General features: G+C 65.5%; 22 protein-coding genes and 1 riboswitch. Of the genes, 6 read left to right on the forward strand and 16 right to left on the reverse strand.

Annotated features, from left to right (window positions below; translation table 11 throughout):
• Positions 1-36 precede the first annotated feature (36 nt).
• Both DELCS14_RS12125 and DELCS14_RS12130 read right to left on the reverse strand, forming a co-directional pair.
• Entirely contained in the window at positions 37-675 is a 639-nt protein-coding gene (locus DELCS14_RS12125) for a LysE family translocator (RefSeq protein ID WP_013801864.1), read from the reverse strand.
• Positions 672-2,033 (reverse strand): MFS transporter, encoded by a 1,362-nt coding sequence (locus DELCS14_RS12130; protein WP_013801865.1) that lies wholly within the window; start codon positions 2,031-2,033, stop codon positions 672-674. The genes DELCS14_RS12125 and DELCS14_RS12130 overlap by 4 nt, the downstream gene beginning before the upstream one ends.
• Before the next feature lie 90 nt (positions 2,034-2,123).
• Between DELCS14_RS12130 and DELCS14_RS12135 the strand changes: the two genes are divergently transcribed.
• Positions 2,124-3,059, forward strand: coding sequence for a LysR substrate-binding domain-containing protein (locus DELCS14_RS12135; RefSeq protein ID WP_013801866.1), 936 nt, complete (start codon positions 2,124-2,126; stop codon positions 3,057-3,059).
• A 2-nt stretch (positions 3,060-3,061) separates the two neighbouring features.
• Here DELCS14_RS12135 and DELCS14_RS12140 read toward each other — a convergent pair whose 3' ends face one another.
• The 7 genes from DELCS14_RS12140 to DELCS14_RS12165 form a co-directional block, all read right to left on the reverse strand.
• Positions 3,062-3,436: a cytochrome c gene (locus tag DELCS14_RS12140; RefSeq protein ID WP_013801867.1), complete on the reverse strand. Its 375-nt coding sequence runs from the start codon at positions 3,434-3,436 to the stop codon at positions 3,062-3,064.
• Positions 3,437-3,586: 150 nt separating this feature from the next.
• Positions 3,587-3,994, reverse strand: coding sequence for a PRC-barrel domain-containing protein (locus DELCS14_RS12145; RefSeq protein WP_012206201.1), 408 nt, complete (start codon positions 3,992-3,994; stop codon positions 3,587-3,589).
• 163 nt (positions 3,995-4,157) lie between these two features.
• Positions 4,158-4,727, reverse strand: coding sequence for a manganese efflux pump MntP (gene mntP / locus DELCS14_RS12150; protein WP_043796026.1), 570 nt, complete (start codon positions 4,725-4,727; stop codon positions 4,158-4,160).
• Positions 4,728-4,741: 14 nt separating this feature from the next.
• Positions 4,742-4,925, reverse strand: a riboswitch (yybP-ykoY riboswitch).
• Between the two features lie 86 nt (positions 4,926-5,011).
• Positions 5,012-6,796, reverse strand: coding sequence for a sensor domain-containing phosphodiesterase (locus tag DELCS14_RS12155; protein ID WP_013801869.1), 1,785 nt, complete (start codon positions 6,794-6,796; stop codon positions 5,012-5,014).
• A gap of 252 nt (positions 6,797-7,048) precedes the next feature.
• Positions 7,049-7,258 carry a BLUF domain-containing protein gene (locus tag DELCS14_RS31185; RefSeq protein ID WP_228676879.1) on the reverse strand — a complete coding sequence of 70 codons (210 nt, stop codon included), beginning with the start codon at positions 7,256-7,258 and terminating at the stop codon, positions 7,049-7,051.
• A gap of 249 nt (positions 7,259-7,507) precedes the next feature.
• Positions 7,508-7,663, reverse strand: coding sequence for a hypothetical protein (locus DELCS14_RS30970; protein ID WP_012206197.1), 156 nt, complete (start codon positions 7,661-7,663; stop codon positions 7,508-7,510).
• Between the two features lie 227 nt (positions 7,664-7,890).
• On the reverse strand, positions 7,891-10,005 hold the full coding sequence (locus DELCS14_RS12165; protein ID WP_043796030.1) for a metallophosphoesterase: 2,115 nt from the start codon (positions 10,003-10,005) through the stop codon (positions 7,891-7,893).
• Positions 10,006-10,193: 188 nt separating this feature from the next.
• Between DELCS14_RS12165 and DELCS14_RS12170 the strand changes: the two genes are divergently transcribed.
• Positions 10,194-11,288: a glycosyltransferase family 9 protein gene (locus DELCS14_RS12170; RefSeq protein ID WP_013801871.1), complete on the forward strand. Its 1,095-nt coding sequence runs from the start codon at positions 10,194-10,196 to the stop codon at positions 11,286-11,288.
• A gap of 42 nt (positions 11,289-11,330) precedes the next feature.
• Here DELCS14_RS12170 and DELCS14_RS12175 read toward each other — a convergent pair whose 3' ends face one another.
• The 3 genes from DELCS14_RS12175 to DELCS14_RS12185 form a co-directional block, all read right to left on the reverse strand.
• Positions 11,331-12,494, reverse strand: a complete 1,164-nt coding sequence (locus DELCS14_RS12175) for a GGDEF domain-containing protein (protein ID WP_013801872.1) — start codon at positions 12,492-12,494, stop codon at positions 11,331-11,333.
• Positions 12,495-12,824: 330 nt separating this feature from the next.
• A complete protein-coding gene (locus DELCS14_RS12180; protein WP_013801873.1) occupies positions 12,825-13,508 on the reverse strand; it encodes an energy-coupling factor ABC transporter permease in 684 nt (227 codons plus the stop codon).
• Between the two features lie 176 nt (positions 13,509-13,684).
• Positions 13,685-14,623: a LysR family transcriptional regulator gene (locus tag DELCS14_RS12185; RefSeq protein ID WP_013801874.1), complete on the reverse strand. Its 939-nt coding sequence runs from the start codon at positions 14,621-14,623 to the stop codon at positions 13,685-13,687.
• 128 nt (positions 14,624-14,751) lie between these two features.
• On the opposite strand from DELCS14_RS12185, the gene DELCS14_RS12190 reads away from it, so the two are divergent.
• On the forward strand, positions 14,752-16,209 hold the full coding sequence (locus DELCS14_RS12190) for an MFS transporter (RefSeq protein ID WP_013801875.1): 1,458 nt from the start codon (positions 14,752-14,754) through the stop codon (positions 16,207-16,209).
• A 6-nt stretch (positions 16,210-16,215) separates the two neighbouring features.
• Here DELCS14_RS12190 and DELCS14_RS12195 read toward each other — a convergent pair whose 3' ends face one another.
• The 4 genes from DELCS14_RS12195 to DELCS14_RS12210 form a co-directional block, all read right to left on the reverse strand.
• Positions 16,216-17,016 (reverse strand): amino acid ABC transporter permease, encoded by an 801-nt coding sequence (locus tag DELCS14_RS12195; RefSeq protein WP_013801876.1) that lies wholly within the window; start codon positions 17,014-17,016, stop codon positions 16,216-16,218.
• Complete coding sequence (locus tag DELCS14_RS12200) at positions 17,013-17,675, reverse strand: ABC transporter permease subunit (RefSeq protein WP_013801877.1); 663 nt, start codon at positions 17,673-17,675, stop codon at positions 17,013-17,015. Before DELCS14_RS12200 ends, DELCS14_RS12195 begins: the two co-directional genes overlap by 4 nt.
• A 3-nt stretch (positions 17,676-17,678) precedes the next feature.
• Positions 17,679-18,581, reverse strand: coding sequence for a glutamate ABC transporter substrate-binding protein (locus tag DELCS14_RS12205; protein ID WP_013801878.1), 903 nt, complete (start codon positions 18,579-18,581; stop codon positions 17,679-17,681).
• Between the two features lie 131 nt (positions 18,582-18,712).
• Complete coding sequence (locus DELCS14_RS12210) at positions 18,713-20,023, reverse strand: flavin-dependent oxidoreductase (protein WP_013801879.1); 1,311 nt, start codon at positions 20,021-20,023, stop codon at positions 18,713-18,715.
• 70 nt (positions 20,024-20,093) lie between these two features.
• On the opposite strand from DELCS14_RS12210, the gene DELCS14_RS12215 reads away from it, so the two are divergent.
• The 3 genes from DELCS14_RS12215 to DELCS14_RS12225 all read left to right on the forward strand — a co-directional run bounded on the left by DELCS14_RS12215 (position 20,094) and on the right by DELCS14_RS12225 (position 22,509).
• Positions 20,094-20,699 carry a TetR/AcrR family transcriptional regulator gene (locus tag DELCS14_RS12215; protein WP_013801880.1) on the forward strand — a complete coding sequence of 202 codons (606 nt, stop codon included), beginning with the start codon at positions 20,094-20,096 and terminating at the stop codon, positions 20,697-20,699.
• Positions 20,700-20,772: 73 nt separating this feature from the next.
• Positions 20,773-21,774 carry an NADP-dependent oxidoreductase gene (locus DELCS14_RS12220; RefSeq protein ID WP_013801881.1) on the forward strand — a complete coding sequence of 334 codons (1,002 nt, stop codon included), beginning with the start codon at positions 20,773-20,775 and terminating at the stop codon, positions 21,772-21,774.
• 30 nt (positions 21,775-21,804) lie between these two features.
• Positions 21,805-22,509 carry an SDR family oxidoreductase gene (locus DELCS14_RS12225; RefSeq protein WP_013801882.1) on the forward strand — a complete coding sequence of 235 codons (705 nt, stop codon included), beginning with the start codon at positions 21,805-21,807 and terminating at the stop codon, positions 22,507-22,509.
• Positions 22,510-22,655 lie beyond the last annotated feature (146 nt).

Consider the following 22,655-nt stretch of genomic DNA (forward strand, 5'->3'; position numbering starts at 1 on the left):
CGGGCCAGCCCGTGCGAGCAAGGGCTGCGCACGCACTCAGCCCAGCTTGTGCCGTGTCCTGAGCAGTCCCACACCCAGCGCGATGAAGGTGCCGCCCACGATGCGGTTGAACAGCTTGGCGTGTGCCACCAGGTGGCCCTTGATCAGGGAGATGAGCAGCACGTAGCAGGCGTGCGAGATCAGGGCGCAGACCGCGAAGGTGGTGGTCAGCACCAGGTACTGCGTGAGCAGCGGCTCGCCCGGGACGACAAACTGGGGAAACAGCGCCGAGAAGAACAGGATGGCCTTGGGATTGGTCAGCGACACGCCCATGCCCTGGGCCACCAGTTGCCAGTTCTTGCGCTCGCGCCGCTGGGTGGGGGCCAGGCCCGCATCGCTGCCCAGCAAGCCGTCCTTGCTGCGCCAGCGCTTGACGCCCAGCCAGATCAGGTACATGGCGCCCGCCACCTTCATGGCCAAAAATGCATGGGCCGACATGGCGAGGATGGTCCCCATGCCGATCATCGCCAGCCCGGACACCACAAAGATGCCGACCGAGCTGCCCAGCGAGCTCAGTGCCGTTCGCCTTGCGCCCACGTCCACCGAGTTGGAGATGGCCAGCAACACGGCGGGGCCGGGGGTGAAGCACATCAACAGCGAGACGCCGCAGAAAACAAGCCAGTGGGCGATGGTCATGATCGGGGGGAGGTCGGTGGGGGAAGACAGCCAACATTCTCGTGCAATTGGGGGGTCTTCGCGGCCTTGGCGTTGCGAATGGCACCGGCCCGTGCAAACAGCTGCATGGCCCAGCCCGCGCAGGCCGCCGCACAGGCCCAGACCAGCCCCCAGCCCTGGGCCGACAGCAGATGCGGTATGGCCAGGGGCACCAGAAAGCAGACCGCGAACACGGAGGTATTGGCCATGCCCAGCGCCGTGCCCGCGCGGGCTGCGCCGGCCAGCCCGGCCAGCTGCGTGTAGGCCACGCCATGCCAGGCGGACACGCAGATGCCGCAGATGCCCAGCATCACCATGAGAGCCACACCCATCGCAGCAGACCCGGCCGGGTGGCCGGCCCAGCTCAGGACCGCAAGGCCCGCGAACAGCGCCAGGGTGAGCTGGCAGCAGGCGCGCAGAAAGGCGGGCCTGTTCCGGTGCCTGTCGGTCCAGCGGCCGCTCCAGATCCGCAAGGCCATGGAAGCCAGTTGCACGACCGACATGACGGCCGCTGCCGCGCCCAGCCCCAACTGGGCATAGTCATGCAGGAACACCGTACCGAAGGACAGCACGGCGAACTGCGGGGCGCACAGGATGCCGATGCCGGCGGCCATGCGCCAGGCCTGCAGATCGCGCAATGGGCCGGATGTGGTGGTTGCGGCGTGGTGCGGCGCGGCGGCCTTGCTTCGAAGCGGTGACTGCGGCGGCTCCTGAATCCACAGCGCGGCGAATGCGGCAGCCCCAAGGCACAGCGCAGCCAGCACGCCATAGACAGCGGCAAAGCCTGCATGCGTGGCCAGGCCGGTCAGCAAGGGCGCGCCGATGGCGCCACCCAGCGGCACGGCGGTCTGGCGGATGCTCATGGCCAGGCCGCGCTCGCCTTCGGCAAACCAGCCCATGACTGCCCGGCCGCTGGCACCGTTCACGCTGCCGCCCAGCAGTCCCACCAGCACCAGGCCCCCAGCCAGCAAGCCAAACGGCGGGATATGGGCCGGCGATGGCGAAGCCCATAGCGCCATGGCCGCCAGGGCCACGGCCGTGCCGCACAGGCCGAGCAGCAGCACCGGCCGGTCACCCCAGCGGTCCGTCAGCAATCCCCAGGGCAATTCACTGAGCGCAATGCCCAGGCCCATCAGCCCCAGCGCCAGGCCCAGCGTCCGGGTGTCCAGCTGGTAGCCCGAACGCATGAGGATGGCCGTCATGGGAATCCCGCTGAAAGCCACGGAAAACGCGGCATTGGCGATGACGCCTGCCGCCAGCACCTTCCATCGGTGGCGGGGCGGGGAGGGCAAGGGCAGGGAGCCCGGATCGGCGCCGGGTGCAGGAGAAGAGGAGGTCATGGGCGGCAGTATGTTGGGCCTCGACCATCCTGAAAATCACATAATTTCGTATCTACAATCCATTTTTTCAGCACGATTGGGGGCTTGGCAATGACACGCGTTCTCTATGACCTGGATGTGCTGCGAACCTTTTGCACCGGCGTCGAACTGGGCAGCTTTGCCCGGGCGGCGGACCGGCTGGGCCGCTCCACATCCGCCGTCAGTGCCCAGCTCAAGAAGCTGGAGTTCCAATGCGGCACGCCCTTGCTGCGCAAGTCCGGCCGGGGACTGGTGCTGACGGAGGCGGGGGAAACCTTGCGCGGCTACGCGCTGCGCCTGCTGGAGCTCAACGACCGCGCCGTGGCGGCCGTGCGCGGCAGCGAGCTGCGCGGCCTGGTGCGCCTGGGCCTGCAGGAAGACCTGGGCGAAAGCGTGCTGCCCCATGTGCTGGGGCAGTTCGCACGTGCCCACCCGCAAGTGCGCATCGAGGCCAGCGTGGCCCGCAGCGATGAACTGCGCGAACGCATGGCCCTGGGCCAGTTCGACCTGGCGCTGCTCTGGGATGTGGGCATGAGCCATGCCTGCGTGCATGGCGAGCACATCATGCGGCTGCCGCTTCAGTGGATTGGCCCGGCATCGCTGGATGCGGCCGAGGCCGGCTGGGCGCGCGGCCTCAACGGCGGGGCGCAGGGCGATGAGGCGCTGCCCCTGGCCATGCTTGAGGCGCCTTGCCCCCTGCGGGACATCGTGACGGCCGCCCTGGACAAAAAGGGCCTGGCCTGGCGGCACGCCTTCAACAGCGCCAGCCTGACCGCCGTCTGGGCCGCCACGGCGGCCGGCCTGGGCCTGTCCGTGCGCACGCCGTTCGGCCTGCCCGCCCACGTCAGGCCGCTGGATGCGCAGGCCCTTGGCCTGCCGGCCCTGCCGTCCATGGACCTGATCCTGGGCCGCGCCGCGCTGGATGCCCCTGAGCCCGTGGACCGCCTTGCGCGCATCCTGGTCGATGCAGTGCGCGAGCATGTGCACAGGCAGGAAATCGCAATTTGAATTTATTTCTTCGTGATCAGGCCACTGAAATACTCATTCAGGTCACGAAAATCCTTCACCGTCCAGGCATGGGGCGGTACTTTCACGCCGTTTTCCCGCAAGGTCCGGGGAATCAAATCTCCATTCGGGCGAAGAATGACGGACGAGACAATCACGCCCGGATAATCATGCAGCCTTTTTCTGAAGGCGGCGGTCGTCAGGTCTGGCGTGGGAGGGTTGCTCTTGTTGGCCAGCGGGCCCGTGCCCTTGGCATCTGCCCCGTGGCACATGGCGCATCTCGATGAGTAGAGCTGCTTCCCATTGCTGTTGTCCGCAAAGCAGGGCGATGCCTGAATGACCAACGATATTCCCAATGACGCGGCGAAGAGTATTTTCATTTGCTCGTGGATTTTTTGTATGAATCTGATCCGCCGCGATCATATTGCCTTCCACGGCCACCCTGGACGCTTGCCTGGCTGCCAGCCACGCGCCCACGAAAAAGCCCTGCAGTGCAGGGCTTGTGAATGAGGCGAGAGGGCGCGCCTGGCTTACTTCTTCGCGTATTCGAACTTGGGCAGCGCCTTCAGCGCGTCCTTGGTGGCGCCGGGCAGGGTGATCTTGTTGTTTTCCACGCGGAACTGGTTCACGGGAATGGCCACGTCGTGCTTGCCCATGCCCAGGAAGCCGCCTGCGCCGATGATGGCGTACGACACGGCCTTGTCGGGTGCGACGATCACATCGTCGATCTTGCCCACGGACTTGCCTTCCTCGTTGTAGACGCTCTTGCCCAGCACGGACTTCTTCAGGCTCCAGCCCGTGGCCACGGCCTGGACTTCAGTGGCCGCCACGCCCAGCGTGGTGGTGCCCGCCACGGGCTGGGCCCAGCTGGTGGAGGCTGCACCTGCGATCAGTGCGGCAGCGATCAAACCCATCTTCAGCGTCTTGTGACCTGTCATAGAGAACTCCTGGAAAACAAAATTTGAAGCCCTCATTAGGAGCGCTGCCCAAGCGCACGGAGATCGGAAAAGCAAGCAAAGGCCTGTCAGCCAATCGAGCGGCGCGGCGAGGAGCTTGCCTACAAGCTCCCGCAACCGTGCGCTGGCGGGGTGCCGGCCCCAATCAGATGGCGCTCAGATGCTCATACAGAATCACCGAGCCGATGCCGATGAGCAGCACACCGCCAACAGCCTCCGCCCAGCGGCCCGCAATGCTGCCCAGCAGGCGGCCGACCATGACGCCCAGGGTCACCATGGCAAAGGTGGCAAAGCCGATGGCCAGGGCCACGGTGGTAATGCTCACATCCAGGAAGGCCAGGCCCACGCCCACGGCCATGGCGTCGATGCTGGTGGCGAATCCGGTGGCCACCAGCAGCCAGAAGCCGTGCCGGGCGGGCTTGGCCTCTTCTTCGCCGTCAGCAGTCTTGAGGGCGCCCAGCAGCATGCGGCCGCCCAGCACCAGCAGCAGCACGAAGGCAATCCAGTGGTCCCATGCCTTGACATAGTCGGAAGCCGCATAGCCCAGCGCCCAGCCGGCCAGCGGCGTCAGGGCTTCGATGACGCCGAAGATGGCGCCGGTGCGCAGGGCTTCGGACCAGCGGGGTCTGAGCAGGGCGGAGCCCTTGCCCACGGCAGCGGCAAAGGCGTCGGTGGACATGGCAAAGGCCAGGAGCAGGATGGATGCGGCGTTCATCTGGGAGGGGTTCTTCACGGCCGGGCAAGCGCACAACGGCACTTCACCGCTGCCCGACCTTGTGACCTGTGTCGCGGTGAAATGCCGATGGTCTCGCCAACCGAAGAACGGATGCCTGCGCCACAGCATGCAGGATGCCGAGTGTGTTGACGCAGGCGCTTGCAGGTTGCAAGCAGGCTACTCCCCAAGGGATGCGTGATTCTAGGAGCGCAGGGCGTGATCGGGGCCTATGCCCCCATCGGCATGCGGCTCTCTGGAAATGATTCGTATCTTCGTGGCTGCCGCTATTTTCCGTTGGCGTACCGATTGCGCTCTCCAACGAATTTCTTGATTTCCGACACTTCAATGGGCCTGCTGAAATAGTAGCCCTGTATTTCATCGAAACCCAGGGAAACCAGTAAATCAAAGACTTCGGCGCTGTCAACGCCCTCTGCCACCAGGCGGTAGCCAAGATCCGAGGCCATGGTCATGATGGATTTCAATACGGACAGGGCCCGGTCATTGGTATCGATGTCGCAGACCATGGACCGGTCTATCTTCAATATCTCGGCAGGCAGATTCTTGAGCGATGCAAGATTGGAATATGCGGCGCCAAAATCATCCAGTGCAACCTTGATGCCGAGTTTCCTGATGTGTTGAAGCGCCTGAACCGTGCCCTGGCCTGTCAGCACATCGCTTTCTGTGCACTCGATCACGATGTTTTTCAGCGGAACGCCGTGCTGGTTGCACATGGCGTTCAGGTAGTCCGGAAAGTCGACCTCATCCAGATTGCGCGGGGAGATGTTGATGGAGACCTGAAGATCGAGTTTCTCGGCTTTCCAGGCCGCCACCTGCGCCAGCGCCGTTTTGATCACGAACCGTGTCAGGCTGTGGATCAACGGCGTGGCTTCAACCAGGGGGATGAATTCGCTGGGCGGGATTTCTCCCATTTGTGGATGCTTCCAGCGTATGAGCGCCTCCAGTCCCTTGCAGCTGAAACTGTGGTTGTCGAATTTGGGCTGGTACACCAGCCGCAGCTGCCCATTGCCCAGCGCATGTCCGAAGTCCCGCAGGAGCCGATAGGACCTTTGCTGGAGACTGTCCTCGGTCTCCTCATAGCGGTGAAATGATCGTGCGTTGTATCCGGCCTGCTGCACGCACACCATCGCCTTGCGAATGACATCGTCCACCTCGTCCTGGTTCAGGTAGAACCGCACCACGCCTGCCCTGGGTTGAAGTTCAAACCGCAGATCGGCGCTGGTGATGGGTGTTTGCAGGTACTCCAGCAATTGGTTGACCAATGCCTCTTCATCTTCTTGCCTGCCGGCGCTGATCACCCAGGCAAACCTGGCCAGGCCCACGTGGTAGACGGTTGCGTGCGGCCCCGTCATGTCCGTGACTGCCTTGGCAATGTCGCGCATGAGCTGCTCGACATAGTTCAAGCCCAGCGCATTGCTCATTTCCAGCAGGCTGGCGTGGTTGAGCACCTCCATCAATACCAGACCGCGTGCCGATCCCGGGGCCAGAATGCAAAGGCTCTTCAGGTCCAGCTTGAGTTGCGTGCGATTTGGCAGGCCCGTGACTTCGTTTATTTTTCCAATTCTGTGATGGTAGTGAAGTTGAGCCTGAACGATGGCGGCCATGGCTTGCAGTTGCTGGCCTTGCTCTTCGGAGAATGTCCTGGGCTGGGTATCGATGATGCACAGGCTGCCGATGGCGTGGCCGGATTCCATTATCAAAGGCACACCTGCATAGAACCTGATATTGGGCTTGTGGGTGACCAGGGGATTTTCTGAAAATCTGCTGTCCAGGTGCGTATCGGGAATCACCATGATTCCTTCGTTTCTGATGGTGTGGTCACAGAAGGCATCCGTGCGCAGGCTGCCATCCATATCCACACCCACCGGTGCCTTGAACCATTGCCTGTGCTCGTCCAGAACCGTGATGATGGCAATTGGAGCCATGAACATGCGGCTGGTGAGCTCGGTGATGCGCTGGAATTCTTTTCTGGCATTCAGGTCCAGGATTTCAGCGGTCTGCAGTCCGAGCAGTTGCTCTTTCTCGGATTCGGTAGTCCAACGGGTAAGCATCGATTTCCTGCCTCAGTGAACCCATACTATAAAACTGCCGCGCCTTTGGGGTCAAAGGGATTACTGGGCGTCCAGCAGCGGTAAAAGCTCCTGCAGTTTTTCCAGTGCGCCTGGGCCTTGAAGCTCGGAGATGGTGCCCAGCGGCTCCGTGTCTTCCACAATCACATAGGCCATGGACCACTTGGCAAAACGCCTTTGATCAAGGCGTGCCTGCGGAAACAGGGGCGTGAAGTTGATGTGTCTTTCGTCGCGCTAGATGGACTCCACCAGCAGCGCCAGTTGCTCTGGCGGCCCTTCGACATACTGGAAGAAGCGTTCCCCGTCGAAAACCAGCATGCCCGTGATCCCAGCCGACCAGTTGAAGGTGCGCGCCGCCTTGATGATCGCCGCGATGCATGTGGTGTCAGCCCCTGGGGCCAACTGGCTGTGATAAAGGAAACATTCGAGAGAATTTTCTTGCATACCCTCCCCCTTTCTGAGTTGTTGGGCGGCGATGGTATGCGTTGCGCGAGGGGGGTCACGTAGGTGCGCAACCCGTTGTTGCATATGTAACCATACTGCTTGCACCCTGGGCCTGGGCGGCTGCGGGGCCCAAGGACAACAAGCCCCCACAAGCGCTGGCGGGCAGGGCTTGCGGGGGCTTGTGCAGGAGGAGGAGAGTGCTCCAGGCCTGGATTTGACGTGGCCGGCCTCACAGGCGCGGCATCGCCCTCATTGCTGCTGCTTTTGCGGCAAGGGCTGGCCTATCTGTCGCTGGTTGGCCTTGGTCTGCTGCTGGGTGTAGTTGCCGTCGCTGATGGGCTGGCCCATCTGCATGGGGACATACGAACGGTGATGGGACCCTGCCATGGGAATGAGCTGCTTCATGGAGAGAACTCCTGATCCGGCGGGTTGCGGCTGGGGCCGATGCCGCCGGTCTTTAGGGGTTGCGGGAGGAATGCAGCAAGTGTGTGGCGCGCCGTGAAATCCGGGTGTAGGAAAGATCGGAAGCCGTGTAGTCATGCCTGCGCAAATGCAGGAAAGCGCTGACCTGCACGAGGGGGCAGGGCACCCCCTTGGCACAGATCAGCGCTGTACAGGCCGCGCCTTGTTTGTCAGAACTTCAGGCTGTCACTGCCTTCCGCGCGCAGCGTCCTGGCGTCGAAGTCCACCGAGAAATGGTCGCTGGGCTTGCCCGAGCCCAGGCCCTTGAGGATGGAGAACACCTGCTTGAAGCTGTACTGGAAGGGCTGGCCCACGGGCGTGCTGTCGGCCAGCTTGTCGCCTGTTTTCTGGGGTGCCGAGGTCAGGGCAGGGAAGGCGCTCATCAGCAGACGGTACTGCTCCACGCGCTGCTTGCCCATGTCATTCAGCGACAGGCCGCCCGCGTAGACGGTGCGGTGGAAGTCGCCGTAGAAGGTATAGGCCGACACATTGGCCAGCGCGTTGAAGTCCACGCCCGCGGCCTGGGCCTTGGCGCGGGCGGCGTTCTCGGCAACGCTCCAGTCGGATGCCCACTGCGCGGCATTGCCGGCCACGGGGCTGCCTTGCAGGCAGCCGGCGCTGGGCTTGAACGGCACGGCAACGCCTTGCGCGGCCAGGCCGGCGAGCTGGGCGTAGGTGACCTTGGTGTCCAGCTGGGCCATGGTCAGCATCTGCTGCAGGTTGAGCTGGCTGACCAGGTCCTTCATGTCGCAGGCCCAGTACTCGTCCAGGAAGCGCAGGCGCGACAGCTCGCCGAAGTAGCGGCTGGTGAAGTCGCCATAGCTGGTGCTGGACAGAATGGCCTTGTCCCAGCGGCGCTTGGCGTCCTCGGGCTTGCTGCTGCCTTCCACGTACTTCCATTCCATCTCGTACAGCGGAAAGAGCTCGTTGAAGCGCGGCACGTTGTTCAGCGCCACGGTCTGCACGTCCACCTTGCGCGGCGTGTCGAAGCGCACGATCTTGTAGGCCGCGCCGTAGACGGCCAGCGACGGCGACTGCACGTTCACCAGGTACTTGCCGCTCTTGCTCAGGTAGTCGTTGGTGCCGTTGAAGTGCATGTGGCCGCCGATGTGCAGCGGCAGGCCCGTGGCGGCCACCGCCTCGGCCGTGGCCTGCTCGGGCACGCGCGCCGTCTGGAAGGCGCCGGGCTTGAAGGCGGCCTTGATGGCATCGGTCTGGTTGGCGTAGAAGTCCATGGTCGGGTAGTGCGAGAAGGCCACCAGCTGCTTGCCCTGGGCCTTGGCGCGCGCGCTTACCGATTCGATCCACGCCATCACGCTCTTCTTGTGCGTGGTCATCTTGTTCCAGCCTGCATTGCCGGCGCCGGTGAAGCCCTTGGGCGAGTTGGGCTTGGCGGGGTCCAGCTTGTCCGGCACGAAGACGTTGGCGTCCACCGACAGCAGCCACAGGCCCTTGACGGGCTCGACCAGGTAGCTCACATCGGCAATGCTGGTGCAATTGGTGTAGCCGGCCTGCTTGAACCTGCCGCCTTCGCCTTCCTTGCAGATCTCGTAGCTGCGCTGGCCCAGCTGGGCCTGTCTGGCGGCCTCGGCATAGCTGTACTTGTCCTGCGCGTAGGTGCTGTAGGGCGTCTCCCAGTACACGTCCTTCTCATTGGGCATCAGGCCGTAGGGGGCCAGGTCGCGCAGCAGCGAGGCATAGCCTTGCTCCATCAACTGGTCGGTACAGACCACGTTGGCTTCGGCGTTCAGGCAGCCCTGGTAGTTCTTGGCGTAGACCTTGACCGTGCTGCCGTTGGCGGCCATGAAGTCGTCCTTGCCCTTTTCGTCATCGTCGTAGGGGGCGACAGGGTCATGGTTGCCGGGCGCGATGAAAAAGCGCATGCCCTTTTTCTCGTACTCGGCCAGCACGGCGCGAAAGCCGTTCACGTTCAGCGGCTGGCCGTCGTCGGAGAAGTCGCCGGGAAAGGCCACCAGCTTCACGCCCTTGGCCAGCGAATCGTCCAGCGCGGCGCGGAAGGCGAAGTAGTTCTCGTTGAACAGCCGCGTGGAAGTCAGCTGCGCATACATGGTGCGGATGGTGGCGAACATGCCATTGGCCGTGGGCACGCCCTTGAAGCTGCTGTTCTTGAGGTCGCCGTACACGTCCTGGAAGTGCACATCGGCCATGAAGGCCACGGCCTGGCTGTTCGTTCCCCCATCTGCCCTATCGCCATCACTGCCACCACAACCCGCCAGGGCCAGCGCTGCGGCACCGGCCACCATTCCCAATTTCCAGACTTGCATTCTTCGTGTTGCGCGGGGCGCTCTGATTGACAAAGTCCGGCATTGTCTGCAGCCGATGTTTCATGGGTGTGACAGGGCAACCCAGCCAGGCGTGGTAGCCGGCGTCCGGTTTTTGCAGGGGGCGGGCGCGCAGCGGGCACGCCGATTGCTACGTATCCCTGGCCTGCAACCACAGGCGGAGAGTGCCCATGAATTCCATGAATCACCCCTTGCTGAGGCTGGCCGATTCAACCCCCGCCCTCAGGCCCGGCAAATTCAGGCCCGGCAAATACACGGACCACCGCAGGTCGGCCGTCTTGCCGCAGCTGCGCAGAATCGGCGTGTTCCGCGCGCGCCGCTTCGGGGATCTGCTGTGCGCCACGCCCGTTCTGCGTGCATTGGCTGCGGCCTGGCCCAAGGCACGTATCACCCTGGTCGGGCTGCCCGAGGCCGAAGGCCTGGCGCAAAGGCTGTCTTCGGTCGATGACTTCGAGCTGTTTCCCGGCTGGCCCGGTCTGCCCGGCGTGCCCTCGGCCAAGGCCGATGAATACAGCTTCTTCCAGCGCCGCATGCGTTCGCGCCGCTTTGACCTGGTGGTGCAGCTGCACGACTCGGGCCGCAACACCAATGCCCTGGTCGCCAACTTTGGCGCGCGCCGCAACGCGGGCTTTGCGGACCCCGATGACTGGGTGCCCGAGGCGGATGCGCTGCGCTTTGTGCCCTGGCCCGGGCAGGGCAGCGAAGTGCTGGGCCTGCTGGCCCTGACCGACTACATGGGCCTGCCGCGCCGCGGTCTCAAGCTGGACCTGCCGTTGAATGCCGATGACCGCGCCCGCGTCCGCCCGCTGCTGCCCGCAAGCCGCCGCTACGCCATCGTGCACCCGGGCGCGCGGCTGGCTGTGCGCCGCTGGTCCGCCAGCGGCTTCGCGGCCGTGGCCGACCGGCTGGCACAGGCGGGGCTGGAAGTGGTGCTCACCGGCAGCGAGGACGAGCGCACCCTGGTGGCATCGGTGGCCGCGCAAATGCGCCACCCCGCGCTGGACCTGAGCGGCCGCACCGACATCTGGATGCTGGGCGCGGCGCTGGCATCGGCCAGCGTGGCCGTGTGCAACAACACCACCGTCTCCATGATGGCTGCTGCCCTGGGCACGCGCAGCGTGGTCGCCTCGCAAGCCGGCGAAGTGGACCGGGGCCCGCCGCTGGACCCGCAGCGCCACCGGGTCTTCTCCCCCGGCAGCGATGCGCATGCCGCCGAACTGCTGGCACAAGCAGCGCTGGCGCTGGCGGATGAAGAGCTGGCGTGAGGCGTGCCCAGGGCCAGGGCACCCTCGGCACCCTTGGCACCCTCAGTGCGGCCGCCCGGGCGCAAGCGGGACCAGTTCCATCCGGTCCCGTCCCTTGCGCTTGGAGGTGTAGAGGGCTTCGTCGGCCTGCTTGAGCCAGTGGGACAGCTCCACTCCGGGCTGGTCGAACAGGGTGGCACCGATGCTCAGCGACACCGGTTCCGGCGTCTCGAACATGGTGCGCGCCTGCTGCGCGAAGGCCTCGCGCAAGTCCTGGCCCAGCGCCTGCGCTGCCGCGTGGTCGACGCTGCGCAGCACGATCACGAACTCGTCCCCGCCCAGCCGGGCTGCCAGTGCGCCGCGCGGCAGCGCGCTGCGGATGAGATCGCTCAGGGTCAGCAGCAGGCGGTCGCCGGCATCGTGGCCGTGCAGGTCGTTGACCTGCTTGAAGTGGTCGATATCGATCAGCAGCAGGGCGCAGGGGCTGGCTGCTGAGGCCTGCTCCAGCAGCTGGGGTGCGCGCAGATAGAGCGCGCGGCGGTTGTCCAGGGCGGTGAGCGGGTCGCGGGCGGCGATCTGCGCGATGCGTTCCTCGCGGCGATGGCGCTCCGTGCCGGTCATGGACATGGCGAGCAGCATGATCGCCATCACGCCTTCCACCAGCGAGACCAGGATCACCGTGCCGTGGAAATTGGCCAGGTTGATGAAGGTGTCCAGCGCCACGGCCGAGGCGGCCTTGGCGAAATAGAACAGGCCGTGGGCCAGCAGAACGAAGCGCAGCTGCGCCGCGCCCACGCCCAGCGTGCCGCCGTGCGGGCGCAGCAGCAGGCCGGCGCGCAGGCTGATGACGGCGATCAGCAGCGACTGGATGCCCAGCATTCCCCTGGACCACCACGGTCCGCTGGGCATGAACAGCATTGCCAGCCAGACGACGGCCACCAGCCACCACAGGCGCGGCAGCCGGGTGTGCGTGAACGCTGCAACGCCGGCCAGGAACAGCCAGTGCGCGCAGATCAGCAAGCCGTTGGGAAACCAGATGCCCAGCAGCACATGGCCGCTGGAGCGCAGCAGGGCCAGCACACAGCCCACGGCGATGATGGCAAACCCTCCGCTCCACAGCAGCAGCGAGCGTTCGCGCACGCTGCCCCATTCCGCAGCCAGATACAGCGCCGAGGCGGCGGCCATGGCCGTGGTGAGAACGAGCAGGGTGAAGGGATCGAGAACCATGGACGATGAAGATATCGGCGCAGGCAGGCCCCGTGCAATAGCTGCCAGGCAAGGCGCAATGCGGCGCAGGTCGGGGCCGTCGCATTGAAATGGAGCGGAGCGCGCGGGCCGAATTGTCGCAGGATGCGGGCCTTCAGGCCCTTGCTGCGCGGCAGTCCGTTGGGTGGAAGTCACGGATCGGGCGGCCCGTGAACGGGAGCCCGTTGTCTGATTTTCGGCCTGATTTCCGTGATGCAGCCGCCGTGGCGCTGGTCAGCGCGGATGCGGCTGGAGTCGTGAACAGCCCGCCACAGCGGAGCACCAAGGGTGCGGTGACCGGGAAGCCGGCTGTCAGATCGCCGCTGCGTGCAGGCGGGTATTGAAAAGCGGCCCTTGCGTGAAGGTGGCCAGACGCTTGGCCAGCCACAGCACGGCCAGGTCCACCAGGGGCTCCACCAGCACCACGCACATGTAGGCGGCACCAAAGCTTGCGACCTCGGTCATGGTGGCCAGGCTGGCGCCATGGCCGTAGATGGCCCAGAAGGCGACCCACAGCACGATGCCGCCCTGGTAGGTGGTGGACAGGGCCAGGGCCTGCCGGTAGCTGATGTCCACATAGGCCGTGCCGGCCGGAATCAGCCGGCGCGCCAGCTGGCTCACCGCATACAGCGGCACCAGCAAGGTGGTGACGTTCATGCCGTACTGCGGCAGGTCGAAGGGTGCAAAGAACAGGCCCTGGACCAGCAGGCCGCACGCCAGGCCAATGGCCGCAGCACCCGCGCCGAACATCAGCAGCAAGGTCGAGCCCAGAATCAGATGGACCTCGGATACGCCGACCGGCTCATGCGGAAACACCTCGAAGAAGCTGAACACCAGCGCGGTGGTGATCACACTGCGCACCAGCAGCGCGAGCGCGCCGCCGTTGTCGCGCAGGCTTTGCCGTGCCAGGGCGGCGGTCAGGCCGAAGGCCGCTGCGGCAGTGACGTAACTGAGGGCGATTTTCTCGGGGCTGACGACGCCGGGTTCGATGTGCATGGGAGGTCCTGAACAGGCAAGGTCCGTTGGAGAGCCGGCGGGCACCGACTGCGCAACGGCAAAGGCACCGAGCATAGCCGGGGACGGTGTGCTGCGCCATGTTCATTTCACGCGTGTGGCCACGCTGTAGTCACGCTGCCGCACTTCGGATAGCCATCGGTTTCACGCGCTCGAATTCACGCCGGGCTCTCGGCCGCTTTTTCGCATGGCCAGGAATCGCTGTGCTGTTCCGCGCAGATCTCCCGTACGCACCCGCGCAGCCACCGGTGCGCCGGATCGGCATGCAGCCTCGGGTGCCACAGGAGTGAAACCGTGATCTCCGGCACAGGGACGGGGAGGGGGAAGCTGTGCATTCCGGCACGCAGGTTCCCCGTGTGCCGTTCGGGAACACTGGCGATCAGGTCGGAGGCCCGGGCCAAGGCCAGCGCCGCTGAAAAGCCGCCAACGATCGCAACAATCTGCCGTTGCAGGTCGAGAGAACTCAAGGCTTCATCGATGGGCCCCTTGTCCTGCCCTCGTCGGGACACGAGGATATGCCTGCCGGCCGCATAGCGCGCGGGCGTGATCTCGCCCTGGCTCAGCGGGTGCCCCATTCGCACGACGCCAATGAAACGGTCTCGGAACAACGCCTGCGCACGCACCTCCGGACCTATCGTGCTCCCGACAACGCCGGTCTCCAGGTCGACCGTGCCGTCGCGAAGCGGGCCGCTCCCTTTGTTTGACTTCTGCACAAAGCAAAGGCGAACGCCAGGCGCTTGCTCGCCGACGCGGGCAATCAGGTCCGGTCCGAAATTCTCCACAAAGCCTTCGCTGGTCCGCAGTGTGAACGTTCGGACCAGCTGCTGGAGGTTGGGCTGCTCGGCAGGGCGCAGAACCGCTTCCGTGTCCTGCACGAGCTGGCTGACCCGCTCGCGGAGTTCGAGCGCCCGAGGTGTGGGAACGAGGCCGCGACCGGCCCGGACCAGCAGCGGATCGCCCGTGGTCTCCCGCAAACGCGCCAACGCCCGGCTCATCGCTGAAGGGCTCAGCCGCAACCGTTGGGCGGCGCGCGCCACGTTGCCTTCCGCAAGCAGCACATCCAGGGTAACAAGCAGGTTGAGATCGGGTCTTGACATGGATTGACCGTAGCACGGCGTGTGGTGACATGGCGCCAGACGCATGAATAAAGTGAAAGTGGTGCGCCTTCCGCCATGCCGGGCAGGGAACTACGCTTCCGATAGCTCAATTTCGGGAGTCACCAACAATGAAAATCACACCAGAATCAGCCACGACAGCAAGAGATGGGATAGCCGCTGACCGTGCAGAGCAGACGCCGTCGATTCGGTGGGTGCTTGCCAGCCTTTCGCTATCGATGTTGCTGTCATCGCTGGGCACCAGCATCGCCAATGTGGGGTTGCCGACCTTGGCTCAGGCGTTCGGCGCCTCTTTCCAGCAGGTCCAGTGGGTCGTCCTTGCCTATCTGCTGGCCATCACCGCCCTGATCGTCAGCGTCGGACGGCTCGGCGACGTCATGGGCCGCCGACGGCTGCTGCTGGTCGGCATCTTCCTGTTCACGCTGGCCTCGGTCCTTTGCGGCCTGGCGCCCACGCTCCGGCTGCTGATTGCCGCCCGGGCGGTGCAGGGTCTTGGCGCGGCCATCATGATGGCCCTCACCATGGCGTTTGTCGCCGGGACGGTGCCGAAGGAAAGGACCGGCAGCGCCATGGGACTGCTCGGAACGATGTCCGCAATGGGCACCGCTCTCGGTCCATCGCTGGGCGGCGTTCTGATCGCCGGACTCGGTTGGCAGGCGATCTTTCTCGTCAACGTACCGCTGGGTATCGTGGCATGGGTTCTCGCGCACCATTACCTGCCCGCCGATTGCCGGGGGGAGAAGACGGGGCGGGCCCGCTTCGACAATCTGGGCACCTTGCTGCTGGCTGTGACGCTTGTGGCGTACGCACTGGCCATGACGCTGGGGCGCGGAAGTTTCGGTCCGCTCAACGGGGCTCTTGTGTTGACCACTGCCTTGGGGGCCGTGCTCTTCGTGCTTGCCGAGGCGAAAGCCGCATCGCCCTTGATTCGATTGGCGATGTTCCGTGATCCAGGCTTCAGCGCAAGCCTTGCCATGAATGCGCTCGTCTCGACGGTGATGATGTCGACGCTGGTGGTGGGGCCGTTCTACCTCGCCCGCGCGCTCGGGCTCAACGAAGCCCTTGTTGGCATCGTGATGGCGGTGGGCCCGTTGATCGCCATATTGAGCGGAGTCCCCTCTGGCCGTGCCGTCGATCGTTGGGGTGCGCCATCCATGGCCATTGTCGGGCTCATCGCCATGGGGGCGGGGGCATTTGCACTGTCCGTGCTTGCGGCGATGTTCGGCGTGGCGGGATACGTTGCGGCCATCGTCGTCCTGACCCCTGGATATCAACTCTTCCAGGCGGCCAACAACACCGCCGTCATGGCGAATGTCCATCCAGACCAGCGCGGCGTCATCTCGGGCATGCTCAGCCTGTCGCGCAACCTCGGGCTCATCACCGGGGCATCCATGATGGGGACCGTTTTCGCGCTCGCTTCAAAGTCGCCCGACATCGCAACGGCGCATCCCGAGGCCGTTGCCAACGCGATGCAGATCACGTTCGCAGTCTCGGCCGTTCTGATCGTCGTTGCCCTGGCCATGGCAATGGCAGTTGCAAGCCGTGCTCTCGCGACAAGCCGTTCGTGACGAGGCTCAGTGCACCGGCCGGCTCAGCCGCCTGCTCGCCCTCGATATCGCGTAGTTCACCAGGCAGTACAGCACCGCCACCACCAGGTACACGGGCACCAGCGCGTGGTAGTTGGCGATGAGCACCTTGGCGTTCTGCATGAGTTCGCCATAGGTGACGATGTAGCCGAAGGTGGTGTCCTTGACCACGATGACCAGCTGCGCGACCAGGGCCGGGACGATGTAGCGCAGGGCCTGCGGGAAGACGACGAACCGGAAGACCTGGACCTCGGTCAGCCCCAGGCTTCGCGCGGCATCGGTCTGGCCGCGAGGGACGGCCAGCACGCCTGCGCGGTACACCTCGGCCACCACGGCGGCGGTGCTCAGGCCTATGGGCAGGGTCAGCATCCAGTAGGTGCCGAGCTTGATGCCGGCTGCGGGAAGCACCAGAAAGCACACATAGATCAGCAGCAGCGTGGGCGTGCCGCGCAGGAATTCGATGACGGCGATGCTGGGCCAGCGCACGATGCGGGGCCGCGCCAGGCGCCCCGCCAGCAGCACCAGCCCAAGGCTCAGCGCAATCACGGCGGCCATGGCCGAGGATGCCAGCGTGCCGAGCAGACCCTTGGCCAGAAAGGCCCAGGTGGTGGGCCAGGCGAAGAATTCCCAGAACCGGGCCTCGAGCTGGCCTGCGGAATGAAAACGCCACACGACGCCCGCAGCCAGCGCAATCAGCCCGGCCGCGGCGATCAGGCTGACCACCTGCGTGATCTTCCTGGCCTGCGGGCTGGGCGCGCCAAACAGAATGTCTTCCAGAGAACGGCTCATCGCAGTATCCGCAGCTTCTTTTCCAGGATGGCGCCCACCCAGGCAATGAGCAATCCGGTGGCCACGTACAGGGCGGCGGCCACCGCGAACGCGGCCATGCCGGCGGCGGAGTCGTTGGCGATCTTGGACACGAGCGCCGTGAGCTCCCGGCCCGCAAGCGGCACCTGGGACGCCAGCGAGGTGGACAGCATCAGCGCAATGAGCAGCGACGTCATCGGCTGCACCACCGAGCGCAGCGCCTGCGGCAGCACCACGGCCGAGATGATCTGCATGGGCCGCATGCCCAGGCTGAGCGCGGCCTCGATCTGGCTGCCGGCAATGGTGTTGATGCCCGCGCGCAGATAGTCCGCCGTGAACGCGGAGCAAACCAGGGTCAGGGCCAGGACCACGCTGGGCTCATAGTCGATCACGACATTGAGATCGGGCAGCGCGAACACGATGAAGATCAGCAGCGCCACGCTGGGAATGTTGCGGAAGATCTCGACGTAGCCCGTCAGCACGAAGCGCAGCGGCGGCAGGGGAAGCAGCCTGAGCACCGTCACGACCACGCCCAGCAGGAAGCCGGGCAGGAACGAGAAGGCGGTGAGCTTCCAGGTCAGCAAGAGGGCCTGCCAGAAGGCAGGCCCGTGGTCGGCGAGGAGCCGGGAGATGTCACCCATCGTTCAGGGCAGGGCGGGCGGCGTGGGAACGGCCGTGCTGCCGGTGCGCTGTCCGATGGAGACGGTCCACAGCTTGGCCCAGGTGCCATCGGCTTCGATTTTCTTCAGGAAGGCGTTGATGAAGGCCACGCCGTCCGAGCCCTTGGGCAGGCCGATGCCGTAGGAGTCCTGGGCGCCAAAGGGCGCGCCTGCCAGCCGCGCGTCGCCAGTGCCCAGGCTCAGGGTGTTGAGCAGCAGGGTGTAGTCGGTCACATAGGCGTCCACACGGCCCTGGCGCAGGGAGTCCAGCGCCTCCTGGTGGGTCTGGAACTCCTGCACGACCGCCTTGGGCGCGTGCTGCGCCAGGATGGCGGGGCCCGTGGAGCCGGCCTGCGTGGCCACCTTCTTGCCTGCCAGGTCGCTGTAGGACTGCACGGTCTTGTTGCTTGCCTTGACCAGCACCCCGGCCTGCGAGGTGTAGTAGGGGCCGGCAAACGAGATCTTCTCGGCGCGTGCGGGGGTGATGGAGTAGGTGGCGATCACCATGTCCGCCTGGTTGTTGATGAGCACCTGCTCGCGCGTGGACGAGGTCACCTGTGCGAACTGGTACTTGGACGCATCGCCCAGGATGTAGCGCGTGAGCAGCTGGGCCAGGCCTGCGTCGAAGCCGCGGATCTTGCCGTCCTTCTCGTTGAGCAGGGAGAACAGATTCGAAGTCTGGGTGCTGCCCAGGCGCAGCGTGCCGGTCTGCTTGATCTTGCTGGCCCAGGTGCTCGATGCAATGGTCGCGGCGTCGGCGACGGGGCCTTGCGCCACCAGGGCGTCAAACGCCGCTGTGTTCAGGGGCGCGCCCTGCGCAAAAAGCGATCCACTGCCCACGATCGCCAGCGTCACCACGGTGGATTTCAGAATGGATTTGATGGGCATGTGGTCTTCCTGCTTGGTCTGTGATGTAAATCTGGGGATGGCTGCCAGGGGCAAGGGCCGATTATGGCGACTCGCGGCCCTTGCTGCCGCACAAGGGCTCAGTCCCTGGTCACGCGCCGGTCATGCGCCGGTCACGTGCCGGCCATGCGCCGACCGGGCGCGATGGTGGGGGCTGCGGCATTGAGCGTCTCGATCGCATAGCCGGCTGCTGCCTTGTAGCGGGCCATGAAGCCCTCGCGCTCCTCGCGCGGCAGCACCTCGTCGATATGGTCGAAGACGCCGCCGCAGCGCTCGTCCACCAGCCCCAGCAGGCCGAAGGGGCCGGCCCCGCGGTTGCGCAGCACCAGGGCCGAGATGTCCTTGCACAGCCTGTCGTCATAAGCGAGCAGCGCCTGCGGGCCCACGCCGTGGTCCAGCAGCTGCGCGCCCAGCACGCGCGCGTCCACGATGGCCTGGCTGGCGCCGTTGGAGCCCACTGGGTACATCACATGCGCCGCATCGCCCAGCAAGGCCACGCGGCCGTCCACCCAGGTGGGCACGGGGTCGCGGTCGATCATGGGGTACTCAAAGACATCCGTGGCGCCGCGCAGCATGGCCGGCACGTCCAGCCAGCCGTAGTCCCAGCCGTCGAAGTGGTGGATGAATTCCTCCAGCGCCACGCGCCGGTTCCAGTCGCCTTGCTGCCAGCCGCCGTCGTTGTCCACCGTGATCTCGGCGATCCAGTTGATGGTGGCCAGGCCCGTGACGGGGTCCGGCGGCGTGATGGGGTACAGCACCACGCGATGGCGCAGCGAGCCCACGCCCACGAAGGACGCGCCGGTGCGCACCGGCACGCCCGGCGTGGTGCCGCGCCACATGATGGCGCCGCCCCACTGTATGGGCGGCTGCGCGGGGTGCATCTGCGCGCGCACGGCCGAGTGCAGGCCATCGGCCGCCACCAGCAGCGAGCCCTGCACCTCCAGCCGCTGGCCATCGCGGGTGTCGATCAGGGCGGTCACGCCCTCGGCATCCTGCCGGTAGCCCACCACGCGCCGGCCCAGCTGCACGGCGTCGTCGCCCAGGCGCTCCCGCACGGCGTTGAACAGCATCATCTGCAACTGCCCGCGGTGCACCGCGTACTGCGGCCAGTGGTAGCCCGCCTGCAGCCCGCGCGGCTCGGCATACACCTCGTTGCCGTTGCGGCCCACCAGCGCCCATTCCCGCGCCTGCAGGCCGATGGTGTCCAGCACATCGTTGCCGAAGCCCAGGTCATGCAGCTCCCGCACCGCGTTCGGCTGCAGGTTGATGCCCACGCCCAGCGGTTGCAACTGCGCCACCGACTCGAACACGATGCAGGGCACGCCGATCTGGTGCAGCGTGAGGGCAGTGGCCATGCCACCGATGCCGCCGCCGGCAATGAGCACGGGGCGGGATGGATTGTTGTGTGAAGCAGCAGCAGACATGCCGGGATTGTCCATGCAATGGCTGCGGGCGGATGTCTCATCTGCGGCGCGTGCATGGCGCAAACAATGTATGATGATCATCATGCGAAACACAAATTCCAGCGCCCGGGCCTCCGCCAAGGAGGCCACGCATGAGCGCATCGTCTCCGTGGCGGCGCGTGCCATCCGCCGCAGCGGCTATGGCGGCACCGGGGTGGCGGACATCATGAAGGAGGCGGGCCTGACGCACGGCGCTTTCTACGCCCATTTCGCCTCGCGCGATGCCATGCTGGCCGAAGCGGCGGGCAAGGCCTGCGCCGAGTCCTGTGCCGCCGTCGCCGACGTGGTGGCCAAGGCACCGCCCGGCATGGTGCTGCAGGCCATGCTGGCCGCCTATCTTTCCAAGGAACATGTCCAGCGCGCCGAGGTGGGCTGCCCCCTGGCGGCCCTGGGTTCCGAGACCTCGCGCCAAGCGCCTGAGGTGCGCCGCGTCGCCACGGGCCACATCAAGGAAATGGTCGATCTCATCGCCCGCCAATCGCCGGACTGGGGACAGCCCGGCGCCCATGAGCGCGCGCTCGTCACCTTGTCCACCATGGTCGGCAGCCTGCTGCTGGCACGGGCAGTGGACGATCCGGCACTGTCCGACAGCCTGCGCGAGGCAGCACTCAAGCACCTGGCGCCGGCCGGCCAGTGATGGCGCATGCCCTGTGCATGTGCCTGGTTTTTTTTCGCCATTAAATATGATGACCATCATATAAAGGAAAGCCATGAAGGCATTTGTTCTGGAAAGCCATGGAGCGAGCCGCGCCTTGCAACTGGCAGAGGTGCCCGAGCCGCCGCTGCGTGACGACGAAGTCCTGGTCCAGGTCCATGCCGCAGGCGTGAACCAGCTGGACTCCAAGATCAAGGACGGGCAATTCAAGCTCATCCTGCCCTATCGCCTGCCCCTGATCCTGGGCCACGACGTGGCCGGTGTGGTGGTCAAGGCCGGCCCGCGCGTGCGGCAGTTCAAGCCGGGCGACGAGGTCTATGCACGCACGGACGATTTCCGGATCGGTACGTTCGCGGAGTTCGTGCCGGTCAAGGAGTCGTCGCTGGCGCCAAAACCCAAGGGGCTCACGATGGAAGAGGCAGCCTCCATCCCCCTGGTGGGCCTGACGGCCTGGCAGGCCCTGGTGGAGACGGCGAAGCTGACGAAGGGGCAAAGGGTCTTCATCCAGGCCGGCTCCGGGGGCGTGGGCACGTTCGCCATCCAGCTGGCCAGGCACCTGGGTGCCACTGTGGCCACCACCACGAGCGCGGCCAACTTCGAACTGGTCAGGAGCCTGGGCGCGGATGTCGTCATCGACTACCGCACGCAGGACTTCGAGGACGTCCTGCACGACTACGACGTGGTGCTCAACAGCCAGGACGGCAAGACGCTTGGCAAATCCCTGCGCGTGCTCAAGGGCGGCGCGAAGCTGGTCTCCATCTCCGGCCCGCCCGATCCCGCATTTGGCAGAAGCATCGCGGCGCCCGCATTCGTGCGGCTGGTGATGCGGCTGCTCAGCTCCGGTGTCAGGCGCCGGGCGCGAGGCCGTGGCATTGACTACTCCTTCCTCTTCATGCGGGCCAACGGCGGCCAGCTGCGCGAGATCACCCGCCTCATCGAAGCGGGCGCCATCCGCCCGGTCGTGGACAAGGTCTTCGCATTCGAGTCCACCAACGAGGCCCTTGCCTATGCCGAAGCCGGCCATGCCAAGGGCAAGGTCGTCATCAAGATCCGTTGAATCTGTTTTCCCCCACCCCTGGAGTGCTCCATGAAAATTGAAAATGCTGTTGTTCTCGTCACCGGCGCCAATCGCGGCATCGGCCTGGCTTTCGCGCGCGAGCTGCTCGCCCGTGGCGCCCGCAAGGTATACGCCGGCGCGCGCGACCCCGCCACCGTCACCCAGCCCGGCGTGCATGCCCTGCAGCTGGACGTGAACCGCCCGCAGGACGTGGCCGCCGCCGCCGCGCAGGCGTCGGACGTCACGCTGGTGATCAACAACGCCGGCATCGCCCAGCCCGGCGGCTTCATGGCGCCCGACAGCGAAGAGGTCGCCAGGCGCATCTTCGAGACCAACTTCTTCGCCGTGCTGCGCATGAGCCAGGCCTTCGCGCCGGTTCTCAAGGCCAACGGAGGCGGGGGCTTGCTCAATGTGCTGTCGGTGGCTTCCTGGGTGAACGGCGGCGAGCTGGCCGCCTATTCGGCCAGCAAATCTGCCGCCTGGTCGCTCACCAACGCCCTGCGCAGCGAGCTTGCAGGGCAGAAGACACAGGTGCTGGGCCTGCACATGGCCTATGTCGACACCGATCTCACGCGCGGGCTTGACGCGCCGAAGTCCAGCCCCGAGGACATCGTCAGCCGCGCGCTGGATGGACTGGAGGCCGGGCTCGATGAAGTGCTGGCCGACGAGCTCACCCAGCAGGTCAAGCGCGGCATGACGGCGGCCCGGCCAAGCTATCTGCCGCAGGGCGCCTGAGATCGGACCGTGCCCGGTTGCCTGCGCTTTTCGGCAACCGGGCGCGGCGGTCGGCCGTGGGTGCCCATCCGCATGGGGTGGCGTGGGTTGGCATGGGCTGGCACGATCGGGCAGCGCCGGCCTGGCCTATATTTCCATATTTGTTG

Source organism: Delftia sp. Cs1-4 (assembly GCF_000214395.1).
GTDB classification, from domain to species: domain Bacteria; phylum Pseudomonadota; class Gammaproteobacteria; order Burkholderiales; family Burkholderiaceae_C; genus Comamonas; species Comamonas acidovorans.

Coding starts and splice junctions, on each gene's coding strand:
- DELCS14_RS12125 (WP_013801864.1), bottom strand. CDS start 675: ATGACCATCGCCCACTGGCTTGTTTTCTGCGGCGTCTCGCTGTTGATG.
- DELCS14_RS12130 (WP_013801865.1), bottom strand. CDS start 2,033: ATGACCTCCTCTTCTCCTGCACCCGGCGCCGATCCGGGCTCCCTGCCC.
- DELCS14_RS12135 (WP_013801866.1), top strand. CDS start 2,124: ATGACACGCGTTCTCTATGACCTGGATGTGCTGCGAACCTTTTGCACC.
- DELCS14_RS12140 (WP_013801867.1), bottom strand. CDS start 3,436: ATGAAAATACTCTTCGCCGCGTCATTGGGAATATCGTTGGTCATTCAG.
- DELCS14_RS12145 (WP_012206201.1), bottom strand. CDS start 3,994: ATGACAGGTCACAAGACGCTGAAGATGGGTTTGATCGCTGCCGCACTG.
- mntP (WP_043796026.1), bottom strand. CDS start 4,727: ATGAACGCCGCATCCATCCTGCTCCTGGCCTTTGCCATGTCCACCGAC.
- DELCS14_RS12155 (WP_013801869.1), bottom strand. CDS start 6,796: ATGCTTACCCGTTGGACTACCGAATCCGAGAAAGAGCAACTGCTCGGA.
- DELCS14_RS31185 (WP_228676879.1), bottom strand. CDS start 7,258: ATGCAAGAAAATTCTCTCGAATGTTTCCTTTATCACAGCCAGTTGGCC.
- DELCS14_RS30970 (WP_012206197.1), bottom strand. CDS start 7,663: ATGAAGCAGCTCATTCCCATGGCAGGGTCCCATCACCGTTCGTATGTC.
- DELCS14_RS12165 (WP_043796030.1), bottom strand. CDS start 10,005: ATGCAAGTCTGGAAATTGGGAATGGTGGCCGGTGCCGCAGCGCTGGCC.
- DELCS14_RS12170 (WP_013801871.1), top strand. CDS start 10,194: ATGAATTCCATGAATCACCCCTTGCTGAGGCTGGCCGATTCAACCCCC.
- DELCS14_RS12175 (WP_013801872.1), bottom strand. CDS start 12,494: ATGGTTCTCGATCCCTTCACCCTGCTCGTTCTCACCACGGCCATGGCC.
- DELCS14_RS12180 (WP_013801873.1), bottom strand. CDS start 13,508: ATGCACATCGAACCCGGCGTCGTCAGCCCCGAGAAAATCGCCCTCAGT.
- DELCS14_RS12185 (WP_013801874.1), bottom strand. CDS start 14,623: ATGTCAAGACCCGATCTCAACCTGCTTGTTACCCTGGATGTGCTGCTT.
- DELCS14_RS12190 (WP_013801875.1), top strand. CDS start 14,752: ATGAAAATCACACCAGAATCAGCCACGACAGCAAGAGATGGGATAGCC.
- DELCS14_RS12195 (WP_013801876.1), bottom strand. CDS start 17,016: ATGAGCCGTTCTCTGGAAGACATTCTGTTTGGCGCGCCCAGCCCGCAG.
- DELCS14_RS12200 (WP_013801877.1), bottom strand. CDS start 17,675: ATGGGTGACATCTCCCGGCTCCTCGCCGACCACGGGCCTGCCTTCTGG.
- DELCS14_RS12205 (WP_013801878.1), bottom strand. CDS start 18,581: ATGCCCATCAAATCCATTCTGAAATCCACCGTGGTGACGCTGGCGATC.
- DELCS14_RS12210 (WP_013801879.1), bottom strand. CDS start 20,023: ATGTCTGCTGCTGCTTCACACAACAATCCATCCCGCCCCGTGCTCATT.
- DELCS14_RS12215 (WP_013801880.1), top strand. CDS start 20,094: ATGATGATCATCATGCGAAACACAAATTCCAGCGCCCGGGCCTCCGCC.
- DELCS14_RS12220 (WP_013801881.1), top strand. CDS start 20,773: ATGAAGGCATTTGTTCTGGAAAGCCATGGAGCGAGCCGCGCCTTGCAA.
- DELCS14_RS12225 (WP_013801882.1), top strand. CDS start 21,805: ATGAAAATTGAAAATGCTGTTGTTCTCGTCACCGGCGCCAATCGCGGC.